Below are 11,211 nucleotides of genomic sequence, written 5' to 3'. Positions count from 1 at the left end.
ATCTTCACGGCGCTCGAAACCGGAACGATCGATATGATCGGCACCACTGTCACGAAGACAATTTGACTTTCTTCCGCACATTTGGTGCAGGCAGCGGATTCACACCGGATGCGAACAAGTCCGTAAGATGGGAATCGCAGTCAATGCAGTGATTTGCCCGTGCGGGACTTCTTCGCCCGCTGATTTCTTCCGAGCTTTCTATAGTCCAGATTCTTCCGCAGGCCGATCGGGTTGTGCTTGTTGCGCGCCCGACAGCGAAAGAAGCATGTTGCCCCTGTTGCGGCTCGCGAACTGCGCGCGTCCACAGCCATTACCAGCGTCGGCTCGCCGATCTGCCGTGGCATGGGTGCGTGGTGAGGTTCAACTGCAGGCTCGCCGTTCGCGATGCTCCAATCCAGGTTGTCCGCGCAAAATCTTCACGGAGAGACTTGCCGAGACCGTGCCTGCAAAAGCACGTCGCACGACCCGGTTATATGAGCACCATCTTGCGATTAGCTTTGCCGCGGGCGGAGAATCCGGCTCGCGCCTGTTGAGAAAGCTTGGCATGCCGGTCAGCGGCGACACGCTACTGCGAATGGTAGGCTGCGTGTGAGCCCAAATCGGCGCCGCGCGTAGTTGGAGTCGATGACTGGCGTGGCGCAAAGGGCAACGCTACGGAACGATTATCTGCGATCTGCAGCGCAATCGCGTCCTTGACCGCGCCTATCGCGACACGCTTAAGCTACTGTTGCAATTCGCGGCGCAGTGTCACCATCGTGAGCTCGCCACGCTCGGGTTGGACGACCTCGACGCCAATATGATCGCTGCGTTTCTGGAAGACTTGCCCGCCCGTCCGATAAGTCAATACGGGCATTTTCACGTTAGCAGAATTCACTCGGTGATCGTTCGGCCCGCTACCTTCGGCGATGAAGGTTGGGCGACATCACGTGCGCATGTTCTCATACTCCGGTGCTGTGAACAGTATTCACATGAGATGACAAAAAATCAATTGAATGATCAATCACGGTCGCCGACCATGCGGCGAATAGAAGTTACTAAAATTTTGTTTGGGGGCTGCCGACGCAGCCCGCTCCACTACAAATGAGGATAACGTGCTTCCACACTCCCGTTCCCCAATATCGAGGCCGCTCAGCCAACGCGCGCTATCAGCGCTCTTCCGACCAGATTCGGTAGCGGTGATTGGCGCAAGTCCGACATCCGACGTGCGCCGCGAGCCGCTTGAAGGTTACAATCGGATCGGGTACTCGGGAAAAGTGGCGGCGGTGAATCCGAAGTACGATGAGGTTGCAGGTTATCCTTGCTATCCGTCACTCAAAAATTTGCCGTTCGTGCCGGATGCTGTCCTCATTCTGCGAAATCGCGACGCTACGGTCGCCGCGCTTGAAGAGGCCGCAGACGCCGGAGTGCGAGCAGCCGTAATTCCCGAAATCGGCTTCGCAGAGGCCGGAGCGGAGGGTGCGGCAGCCCAAGCACGGATTGTGGACATCGCGCGGTCTTCGGGAATGGCCGTTCTTGGTCCGAACTCCGGCGGGGTGACCAATTGGGTTGATCGTGTGCATCTCAGCATTGACCCAATCCCAGTCCTGCGCCCAGGCGGCGTTGCCCTCATTTCGCAGGGCGGAGGTACTAGACTCGCCTTACAGGGAAGTGGGCGCGGCGTGCGTTGGAGCCACGCTATCACCTGCGGGAACGAGGCCGTCACGGGGAGTGCCGACTTCCTTCGCTACTTCGTGGATGACCCGAAAGTACGAGTGATCTGCGGCTTTATCGAAGCAATTCGTGATCCTGAGAGCTTCTTCTTCGAATGCGATCGGGCGCGCGCGGCAGGGAAGCCCGTCATTCTACTGAAGCCAGGACGCACCGAGGCATCGAGAGAGCTCGCCACTGCGCACACGGGCGCGCTCACCGCGCCATATCGGTTCTATCGCGAATTGTTCAAAAGACACGGTGTGATCCAGGTAGACACTTTCGAAGAAATGCTCGCTTCCGCCGCCGTTGCGCAAGCCGGACGATCTCCGGGTAGTGGCAGGCTTGGAGTAGCCTGCCCGTCAGGTGGACTGGTCCAAATGTATGCGGACGGCCTGACGAACTGCGCCGCGGTTCATTATGCCGACTTTCAGAGCCATACAGTAGATACGCTTGGCAGCCTTCTGCCCGATAACGGTGTTGTCAGGAACCCACTGGACTTTTGGGGTATTGACGACATCGAGCACGGTTCCAGGAAGATCTTCCAGACGATCGCTAGTGATCCAAATGTCGATATCTTCGCAGCTCTCTATGATCCGACTCACCATGGTGCAACCGGCGCGGTTTACGAATTGTGGGGCGCCTGCGCAGTGGAGGTCGCTGCGGCAACGGATAAGCTTGTCACTTTGATAACGCCGGTGGATGGTTCGTTATCGCCCGAAAAGGTCGAAGATTTCTTGGAAAAAAATGTTGTGGTTTTGGGCCAGCGGGAGGTTTTCCGCGCCCTCGATCGCGCCGTGACATGGTCACAGCCTTTGCCGCCGATGGCAGATGACTCGCCGATCGACAACCTCAGCATGGCGAGCCGACTCCGCGCTTCAGGCGGCCTGCCATTCTCAGGAAAGCCGGCTCTGGATTTTCTGGCCGCTGCCGGCATCCCGGTTGTGGAAAGCCGCTTCGTTACAAACGTCGACGCTGCAGTCAACGCGGCAAACGAAGTCGGATATCCCGTTGTTGCGAAAATTGGCGATACGGACGTGCTGCATCGAACTGAGCTATCCGGCGTGATAGTAAACCTGAGGGATGCGCAAGAATTGTCTTCGGCAGCGGCGAGATTGTTCGCGGCAGGTTCGCTAGTCCTCATCATTCAACCATATGTCCGAGATGGGATCGAGATGATCCTGGGTCTGGAGACCGATGACGTTCTTGGGTCATTCATAGTGGTTGGCCAGGGTGGCATCTGGACGGAACTTATGGACGACGCAGCACTCCGCCCTGGGGGTCTTCGAGTCGGTGAGCCGGAGCAAATGCTTTCTGAACTGCGGGTACAAAAGCTTCTGCGCGGATTCCGCGGTGCCCCTCATCTCGACATAGAAGCCCTAGTTGGTGCTGTGAGACAGCTCGACGCGATCGCTCGGGGCCTCGGCGAGCAAATTCGGTCGATTGATATTAATCCGCTGATCGTTCGCCAGCGGGGCGTCGTTGCGGTAGATGCGTTGATTGTACCTGCTGGCCTCCGTGAAGAGCTAAATTAGCGACATAGTATCTGCAATGAGAAATTAGGAGAGACAGATGGCAGAATACAGCAACATTATCTACGAAATAGACGATCGAGTTGCGCGGATCATTCTGAACCGAGCGAAGAAAATGAACGCGATGTCGGTGGAACTCTGCGACGAAATTGAACATGCGCTCGCGGCGGCCGATAAGGATCCCGAAGTTCGCGTGATCGTAGTGTCGGGTGCGGGCGGACGTGCTTTTTCGGCAGGCTTTGACCTTGATGAGGAATACGCCGACGGCGCCGAGAAGAAGAAGCAGGGCCCCGTCGACGAATATAAGCATATTCTCGATACTACTTTCCAGTTCCATTACTCTCCGTTCAAGTGCTCGAAACCTGTGATCGCGATGATCGACGGGTATTGCCTGGGCGGGGCATTGGATTTCATTACGATGTGTGACGTTCGGTATTGTTCCGACAACTCGCGCTTTGGAGCTGTTGAGGTGCGGTATGGCCTCGGTATTCAGATGATGTCGGTCCCGTGGATCATGGGTCAACGCTGCCGAGAGCTGATCTACACTGGAGACATGTTCGATGCGCAGGAAGCGTATCGGCTGGGGCTAGTAAGCCGAGTTTTCCCCAAGGAACAGCTTGAGGAAGAAGTCATTCGAATTGCGAAGCGTATGTCGCGGGTCGCTATGCCGACGTTAATTTGGCACAAGCGGGCACTCAATAACACGATGATCGCAGCAGGATTCGAGTCGGCTTTGCGTTACGGTTCGGAAGCCAATTTGATCATGTCGACTTCGGATTCCGAGTTCAAACGCTACGACGAAATCCGCGTCTCTGAAGGACTCGCCGCAGCAAACCAATGGCTGCAGTCGATCTTTGCACCTTTTGAGCAGGAGAAGAAGAGTGTCTGATGTCATCAAAACTCGCCGCGAAGGTTCCATCCTTGAGGTCACATTGGATCGGCCGAAGGCAAATGCCATCGACCGGAGTACATCGGTGCTAATGGGGCAGACATTCAAGGAGTTTCGCGACGATCCAGAGCTGCGCGTTGCCATCGTCAAGACAGCAGGCGACAAGTTCTTCTGTGCTGGTTGGGATCTCAAGGCGGCAGCCAGCGTTGACGCTGGCGAGCAAGAATATGGCGTCGGCGGATTTGGTGGGCTGCAGGAACTCCCTGACCTCAACAAACCAGTTATTGCCTGCGTCAGTGGTATGGCGGTTGGCGGTGGATTCGAACTAGCGCTCTCCTGCGACCTGATCTACGCCGCCGACCATTCTTCCTTTGCGCTGCCGGAGATCCGGGCAGGACAGCTGGCCGACGCGGCAACGATCAAGCTGCCGAAGCGCATTCCTCACCATATCGCGATGGAGCTTCTGCTCACTGGCCGCTGGATGGATGTCGCCGAGGCGCATCGCTGGGGTGTAGTCAACGAGGTGCTGCCTAAGGAAAAGCTCGAGGAGCGCGTCTGGGAGATCGCGCGACTGCTTGCCAGTGGCCCGCCGCTGGTCTTCGCTGCAATTAAGGAAACAGCGCGTGTGGCCGAGGGGCTCACTTTTCAGGACACCATGAACCGCGTGACAGGCCGTCAGCTTGCGACCGTCGACACGCTCTACGGCTCAGAGGACGCACTCGAAGGCCGCCTGGCCTTCGCCGAAAAACGAGATCCGGTCTGGATGGGGAAATAGTCGGATTATGGGGACGATGTTCCCCATGGTCGACATGCCACCAAGGCTGCCCGTGAACCGCTCAGCTGTTCAATCGCCGAGTATGGTCCCGATCGGCTGTCGGATTGATCGAAGTTAACTAGTGCCAGCAACACAAAAAAAGGGGAATGGATATGACGAAGTTGAAGCTGCTCGGGGTCGGACTTGCCCTGATTCTGATGGGGTCCACAACACTCGCTCAGGCCGAATGCCTGCCTGCCATCAAGTCTGGCGGCGTTCTCAAAGTAGGCGTCGGCATCATGGGGCTGAAGCCGTGGATATGGCAGGAGGCCGACGGCAGCTACGCCGGGCTGGAAAAAGAGATGCTGGATTTTCTTGCCAAAGAGATCGGTGTTTCGCGCTACGAATATATCGTCACCGAGTGGTCGACGGTCGTCCCCGGTCTCAACGCAAAGCGATGGGACGTGATAATGTCCGCGATGTCGAAGACGCAGCAGCGCATGCAGGAAGGTGGCATCGTCTTCACCGACCCCTACTTCATGTACAACGACCGCCTCATCGTCAAGAAGGATTCGGAATATCAGGAGCCGGGGGACCTCAAGGGCAAAACGGTTGGATCGGTCATGGGGTCCATGGATTCTATCGTGGCCCATTCCCTCGCCGAAAGAGGCGAGGTCGGCCAAGTGCTCGATTTCAACAACTTCGGAGAACCTTTTCAGGCCCTGCGCAATGATCAGGTGGATGCCGTCGTGCTGGACCAGGCGACGCTGCTCGGCCAGATGTCCGAGAACGACGACCTGCGCGTCATCGGGAAGCCGTTGTTCTATGTGCCGGGAGCGGAGTGGGAGGAAGCCGAAGCCAAGGCTGACTACCGGCTCGGCGCGGTCGGGATCGCTACTCGACCCGAATGTGCAGACCTAGTGGCCGCACTTAACTCCGCTCTCAAGAAGATGAACGAGCAGGGCGTGCGCCAGAAAATCCTCGAGCGGTACGGCCTGTGGGATGAGACCCAAGTAAGCCTGATGAAGTAAAATTACAGATCGGCCCGGCGTCTCGCTGCGGGTCGATCCCCTCTCGGCGGTAGTTCAATGCACGACTTCCTTTTCGTACTCACTCCCAAGTATCTGCCTCGACTGCTCGAAGGCGCGGCGGTGACAATCCAGCTTTCCGTCATAAGCATGATCTTCGCCACCATCCTCGGTCTTCTGGTGGCGCTGGGACGCATGGGCCGGTCGCGCATCCTGCGCTTCATCCTAAACAGTTACGTGGAAGTATTTCGGGACGTTCCGCAGATCGTCCAGCTTCTGGTCATCTATTTCACGCTCCCCAGCTTCGGCATTTCGCTGCCGGCGTTCTGGGCAGGTGTTTTGGGTTTGAGCCTCAACTTGGGCGCCTACATGTCCGAAATGTTCAGGGCGAGCATGATGTCCATCGGCACCGGCCAGCGCGAGGCCGGGCTTTCGATCGGCATGTCTCAGACAAAGATATATCAGCGTGTCATCCTCCCGCAGGCGTTCAGGGTAGCCTTGCCGACCATGGGCGGATACTTCATTGCGCTTCTCAAGGATTGTTCCCTTGTATCCTTCATCGCCGTTAACGAACTTCTTCGACAGGGCAGCATGATCATTGCCTCCACATTCAGAAGCATGGAGATATATCTTCTTGTCGCGCTGATCTATTTTGTAATGAGCTTCTTCGCCTCCCGCATTGTAAAGCTGGTCGAGTGGTGGCTTACACCGGCCTACCTGCGATCGCCTTCGTTCCTAGCCATGCGCATCGCGGACGGGGGTCCACGATAATGGTGGTGGAGGCTGACCGTCCGCTGATCGAGATCAACGGCTGAAGAAATCCTTCAAAGCCGTTCCCGTGTTGCGAGGCGTCGACCTGAGCGTCAGCAAGCGCGAAGTCGCCTTTATCATCGGGCCGAGCGGTGGTGGAAAATCTGCCCTGTTGCGCTGCATTAACTTTCTAGAGAGGCCAGACGGCGGCACGATCCGCTTGGGGGGAAAAGCACTGTGCGAAGAGGATTCCTGAGGGTTTCGTCTGGCGCACGACCCACAATTGCGTGCAGGGCGGACGAAGATGCCAATGGTCTTCCAGCACTTCAATCCGTTCAATCACAGGACCGTTCTGGGCAATGTTATCGAAGGGCCGATGATTGTGAAGGGACAAGCCAGGCAGGCGGCTATCGCAACTGCGCGCCGTCTGCTTGTCCAGTTCGGGCTGTCCGATCATGAAGAAAAATATCCCGCCTAGCTTTCGGGTGGTCAAAAGCAGCGGGTGGCAATAGATAAAGCACTCGCGATGGAGCCCGACGCCATTCTATTCGATGAACCGACCTCGGGCTAGACCCGCAACTCGTTGGCGACGTGCTCGAAGCGATGCGCGAGCTTGCAGGTTCGGGCCTCACCCTGATTATCGTATCGCATGAAATGGCCTTTGCGCGGGCGCTTGCCGGCAGCATCCAGTTCGTATCGGACGGCAACATCATCGAAAGCGGCAGCGAGCTATTCGACAATCCGAATTCGGACGCTCTGAAGCAATTCATGGCCTCAATTCAAGGATCCATCTGCGGATTCCGACGTGAAACCCGCCGGCATTCCGATCTGTCGATACCGGATGAATACTCCCCAGAAGTGGGCTCTTCCGCAATTTCGGTGCAACTTTCTGAATCCTGTTGATTCAAAACACGAATCAGCAGGAGCATGTGAATGGGAAAGCGCGTTCTACCGTTGATACCATCCTCTCTGGTTGTCGATCAGGTTCATCGATCGACAGATGCGGTATCGATCCATTGCCGTTTTCGGTCGATGGGAGCAAAGTGCCCCGATTGCCGCAAAACCTTTTACCGCATCCATAGTTGCTATGATCGACGACTTTCCGACCTTCCATGGCAGGGGCGTTCCGTTACGATTACTGTCATGTTCGACGCTTGCGTTGCAGCAACAAGCGATGCCAAAGGCGTATATTCGCCGAGAACGATCGAGACGTGACCTGCTGCTATCGCCGGCGCACCGCACGACTGGAAGATGTTCATCGCAGCATCGGCATGGCATTGGGAGGTGAGGCAGGCATGCGGCTCGTGACCCGTCTTGGCATGCCTGTGAGCGCTGATACGATCCTCCGGATCGTGCGGTCACAAACCGAATCCGATCATGAAGCACCTCGTATTCTTGGCGTGGACGACTGGGCCTGGCGGCGCGGACAGCGATATGGAACGATCCTTGTCGACCTCGAGACGAACAATGTCGTGGACCTGCTACCCGACCGTGAGAAGGATACGCTTTCAGAATGGCTTGCCGGCCATCCCGGTGTTGAAATTATTGCCCGAGACAGGGCTGGTGCTTATGCGCGTGGCGCCCGCGAAGGAGCGCCGAAAGCGCGACAAGTCGCTGATCGCTGGCATCTCCTGCGAAATTGTTCCGATGCTTTGCAGAATGTCGTCGAGCGGCGTTATCGGCTTATTCGTGATGTTGCGAAAACTCTTACGGCGCAATATTGCGCGCATGGTCACGCCGGCGACGTGAGTGCAAAAGATATGCATTCCGAAAGGCGAAATGGACGACGACGAAATAATCAGCACAGAAGCCGGCGTGTTCTTTTCGACGAGGTATCCCGACTGAACAGTTTGCGCTGGAGCCAATTGGCGATCAAGCGTGAGCTCGGCGTCGATCTCAAAACCATACGGAAATGGCTGAAAGATAAACGGCCGGGAACATGGGAAAGGAAGGCATCCCGCCGACGTTCACGCAGACTACGTCCGAAGACGTTGGCTTCAAGGCTGTCGCAACGCTACCCAGCTTTACCGGGAGGTTTGCGAGAGACGATATTCCGGGAGAGCAACGACCTTTCGTCAGTGGGGCCCGTATGCGTGATGACATTCCAGCTCCGTCGCTTTCAGGCAAGCCGTCCAAGCCGGCCTGGAGCATACCGTCGCCTCGCAAAACCACCCGTCTCCTGACCGTAGATTCTGAAACTCTTCCGGCGAACGAGAAAGCCTTCATCGCTGCGATCTCTTCCGCCTCGCCGGACTCCGTCGCCGCTGACCTGTCGCGCCGCTTCCAGTCCCTGATTTGCGACCGGGATATTGGTGCGCTGCAGCCATGGTTGGACGATGCCGTTAGAGGGCCGATGTCATCATTTGCGCGAGGAATCCTTCGCGACATCGAAGCCGTTCGAGCTGCGCTGACATTGCCTTGGAGTACCGGCCCCGTAGAGGGCAAAATCAACAGGCTAAAGTTCATTAAACGATCCATGTATGGACGAGCCGGCATTGATCTCCTTCGTTGCCGGATCATAGGAACCCGAGTTGCACCGAAATTGCGGAAGAGCCCACTTTTGGGGAGATTTCAGTCGGCATTGACACCAACAAGCTTGCAGACCTCAGCAAAGCCGTTTTTGGAGCCGGGCCGAGAGGGAAATGGGCGCCGAGCGGGTGAAGGACCGGGTGTCCTTGTAATTGAGACCGGACCCGACGACCTGAACCCACACCGGCTCGTCCGGCGGGTCCCGTTGCCGATGCTCGACCCATCCGCCAGCATCGTCCTTGTCCCTGAATAACCAGCTCTTCACCATCAATTCCTCCATCGGCATTCGGTAGGTACGATCTTGCGTGAACCTGCGGCTTCTCAGTTACGGAGATGTTCGGCCCAGAAAGCCATGTCCCGCTGCCAGGCGAGCTCCGCGGCGGCGGAGTCATATTCCGGCACGTCCGGATTGAAGAAGCCGTGATCGACGTCGTAGCGGAAGATGCGGTGGTCCTTTCCGTGGCGAATGAGGCTCTCTTCAAGAGCATCCACCATCGCGGGCGTGCACCAGGTGTCTCGGTTTGCGAAATGGCCCAGCAGCGGTATGGCGATCTCAGCCGGATCGCCTTGTTCAGACGACGGAATGCCGTAGTAGCAGGACGACGCGGCGAAGTTGCTCAGCCGGATCGCGCCGAGGATGGCGACGATGCCGCCGAGGCAGAATCCCGTAAGCCCTATCTTGCGACCAGGGCGGGCGAGATGTTCCGCCGCCGCCTGAACTTGAAGATCAGTGGCGCTCAGGAAGTCGAGGCTGTCCATCTCCGCGCCGGCCGCGACCTCGTCGTGGTAAGGTATCGTCTTGCCGGCATAGAGGTCAGGCGCCAGCGCGTCGAAGCCCGCCGCCGCATAGCGGTCGCAAACGCCCTTGATCTGGTCCTGGAGTCCCCACCACTCCTGGATGACGACAACGCCGGGAGCATTGGCCCCACCGCTCAGGGCAAGATAGCCGGTGCCTTCCTTCAGGCTGATCGTTTCGCCCACGCGCTCTACCCTTTCTCAACTTCAAAACAGGCTGGCGTCTGGCATGCAAAGCCCTTGCTCAGGTCAGCCGCATGACGTTCGCCCTCGTGAGATAGGCGATCACGGCCTGCTCGCGGACGAAGGCCGACTGCGCGGCCGGAACATGTGCGATGAGCTCGCAATTCAAACGTGGGTCGGACAGCAGGATCTGCACCTTGTCGCCTAGGTCGATCATCACCGCCTCGAGCGTGTAATGCTCGGCTTCCGGCCGGGAAAATCCGATCGCGACCGGCGCGACACCGACGTCCCCACCCAGCCCCGTTGCCGGAAAGTAGGCTCCCGGGGATCACATTCATGCCCGAGAAGAACTTCGCCACGAAAGCAGAGTTCCGGCACTCATAGAGGATTTCCGGCCGATCGTCGGCCACGATCTTTCCGCCATCCATGATCGGCCCGCGATCGGCTAGCGTCATGGCCTTGTCTCGATCATGGGTGACATTGATGAAGGTCGTCTTCAGGTTGCGGTGGACGCGCCTGATCTCCTCGGCCATCTCCCGGCGAAACGTCCGGTCCAGCGCTCCCAGCGGCTCGTCCATCAAAAGAATGCTCGGGGAATAGGCCAGCGCGAGCAATTGAGAGGCGCTGCAGCTGGCCACCCGAACATTGATTGTAACCAAGTTTACCTCCGGTTATCATATCATCCTCTTCGATTTGTTTGAAGCGGGCAGAGACTTGTTGGAAGTTCCACTGAATGTGCGGCCGTAGCTTACCCCTCCACCATGGCGCTAACCACCAACATATGCTGCAATGTCGAGGTCAACCTCTCTATGCCCTTTGTTCAATTGATTTTGTGCAGCCGATACGTGAATAAAATTCACTTTGCGAATTCAGAGCGCGTGCCCACTGATGTCGCTGAAACATTTCAAGTGCACTTCGGCACAACCAAAGCACCAATCAGTGACAGGATAACGAATTCAAATGGGACGATGAGCTGAGGAAACACTGCTCTCAGAAACGCTTAAACCACCAAGCACCCGCCATCGATCGGAAGCGCAATTCCGGTAATCGACTTCGCGGCCTCGC

At 57.2% G+C, this 11,211-nt stretch carries 14 protein-coding genes and 1 pseudogene; 12 read left to right on the top strand and 3 right to left on the bottom strand.

Annotated features, from left to right (window positions below):
* Nucleotides 1-233: 233 nt before the first annotated feature.
* The 12 genes and pseudogenes from CO676_RS35010 to CO676_RS36635 form a co-directional block, all read left to right on the top strand.
* Nucleotides 234-533, top strand: a complete 300-nt coding sequence (locus CO676_RS35010) for a transposase family protein (RefSeq protein WP_179875755.1) — start codon at nt 234-236, stop codon at nt 531-533.
* Nucleotides 534-1,091: 558 nt separating this feature from the next.
* Nucleotides 1,092-3,221, top strand: a complete 2,130-nt coding sequence (locus tag CO676_RS33315) for an acetate--CoA ligase family protein (protein WP_348628092.1) — start codon at nt 1,092-1,094, stop codon at nt 3,219-3,221.
* Between the two features lie 37 nt (nt 3,222-3,258).
* Nucleotides 3,259-4,107, top strand: coding sequence for an enoyl-CoA hydratase/isomerase family protein (locus CO676_RS33310; protein WP_097524193.1), 849 nt, complete (start codon nt 3,259-3,261; stop codon nt 4,105-4,107).
* Nucleotides 4,100-4,882, top strand: coding sequence for a carnitinyl-CoA dehydratase (locus CO676_RS33305; RefSeq protein ID WP_097524192.1), 783 nt, complete (start codon nt 4,100-4,102; stop codon nt 4,880-4,882). Before CO676_RS33310 ends, CO676_RS33305 begins: the two co-directional genes overlap by 8 nt.
* A 152-nt stretch (nt 4,883-5,034) precedes the next feature.
* The gene (locus CO676_RS33300) at nt 5,035-5,892 is read left to right on the top strand and encodes an ABC transporter substrate-binding protein (protein ID WP_245424632.1); all 858 of its coding nucleotides are present in this window, start codon (nt 5,035-5,037) and stop codon (nt 5,890-5,892) included.
* A 57-nt stretch (nt 5,893-5,949) separates the two neighbouring features.
* Complete coding sequence (locus tag CO676_RS33295) at nt 5,950-6,660, top strand: amino acid ABC transporter permease (protein WP_097524191.1); 711 nt, start codon at nt 5,950-5,952, stop codon at nt 6,658-6,660.
* Between the two features lie 67 nt (nt 6,661-6,727).
* On the top strand, nt 6,728-6,895 hold the full coding sequence (locus CO676_RS36655; RefSeq protein WP_245424630.1) for an ATP-binding cassette domain-containing protein: 168 nt from the start codon (nt 6,728-6,730) through the stop codon (nt 6,893-6,895).
* Nucleotides 6,896-6,943: 48 nt separating this feature from the next.
* Nucleotides 6,944-7,117: a hypothetical protein gene (locus CO676_RS36650; RefSeq protein ID WP_245424629.1), complete on the top strand. Its 174-nt coding sequence runs from the start codon at nt 6,944-6,946 to the stop codon at nt 7,115-7,117.
* Nucleotides 7,118-7,141: 24 nt separating this feature from the next.
* Entirely contained in the window at nt 7,142-7,210 is a 69-nt protein-coding gene (locus CO676_RS36645) for a hypothetical protein (protein WP_245424634.1), read from the top strand.
* A gap of 20 nt (nt 7,211-7,230) precedes the next feature.
* A complete protein-coding gene (locus CO676_RS36640; protein WP_245424627.1) occupies nt 7,231-7,542 on the top strand; it encodes a hypothetical protein in 312 nt (103 codons plus the stop codon).
* A 209-nt stretch (nt 7,543-7,751) separates the two neighbouring features.
* Entirely contained in the window at nt 7,752-8,822 is a 1,071-nt protein-coding gene (locus tag CO676_RS33285; protein WP_097524190.1) for an ISL3 family transposase, read from the top strand.
* Nucleotides 8,823-8,998: 176 nt separating this feature from the next.
* A pseudogene (locus tag CO676_RS36635) lies at nt 8,999-9,160 on the top strand (ISL3 family transposase); the annotation flags it as partial.
* 84 nt (nt 9,161-9,244) lie between these two features.
* On the opposite strand, the gene CO676_RS36630 reads toward CO676_RS36635, so the two are convergent.
* From CO676_RS36630 to CO676_RS35605, 3 genes are read right to left on the bottom strand one after another with little or no spacing between them, the layout of a single operon-like run.
* Nucleotides 9,245-9,433: a hypothetical protein gene (locus tag CO676_RS36630; protein ID WP_245424636.1), complete on the bottom strand. Its 189-nt coding sequence runs from the start codon at nt 9,431-9,433 to the stop codon at nt 9,245-9,247.
* A gap of 56 nt (nt 9,434-9,489) precedes the next feature.
* Nucleotides 9,490-10,149 (bottom strand): dienelactone hydrolase family protein, encoded by a 660-nt coding sequence (locus CO676_RS33275; protein ID WP_097524189.1) that lies wholly within the window; start codon nt 10,147-10,149, stop codon nt 9,490-9,492.
* A gap of 58 nt (nt 10,150-10,207) precedes the next feature.
* The gene (locus tag CO676_RS35605) at nt 10,208-10,363 is read right to left on the bottom strand and encodes a hypothetical protein (RefSeq protein WP_179875753.1); all 156 of its coding nucleotides are present in this window, start codon (nt 10,361-10,363) and stop codon (nt 10,208-10,210) included.
* Between the last annotated feature and the right edge of the window lie 848 nt (nt 10,364-11,211).

The organism is Sinorhizobium sp. BJ1 (assembly GCF_002531555.1).
GTDB lineage: Bacteria > Pseudomonadota > Alphaproteobacteria > Rhizobiales > Rhizobiaceae > Sinorhizobium > Sinorhizobium fredii_B.
This window is presented reverse-complemented; position numbering and strand designations above follow the sequence as displayed.

Coding starts and splice junctions, on each gene's coding strand:
- CO676_RS33310 (WP_097524193.1), top strand. CDS start 3,259: ATGGCAGAATACAGCAACATTATCTACGAAATAGACGATCGAGTTGCG.
- CO676_RS33300 (WP_245424632.1), top strand. CDS start 5,035: ATGACGAAGTTGAAGCTGCTCGGGGTCGGACTTGCCCTGATTCTGATG.
- CO676_RS33295 (WP_097524191.1), top strand. CDS start 5,950: ATGCACGACTTCCTTTTCGTACTCACTCCCAAGTATCTGCCTCGACTG.
- CO676_RS36650 (WP_245424629.1), top strand. CDS start 6,944: ATGCCAATGGTCTTCCAGCACTTCAATCCGTTCAATCACAGGACCGTT.
- CO676_RS33285 (WP_097524190.1), top strand. CDS start 7,752: ATGGCAGGGGCGTTCCGTTACGATTACTGTCATGTTCGACGCTTGCGT.
- CO676_RS35605 (WP_179875753.1), bottom strand. CDS start 10,363: ATGATCGACCTAGGCGACAAGGTGCAGATCCTGCTGTCCGACCCACGT.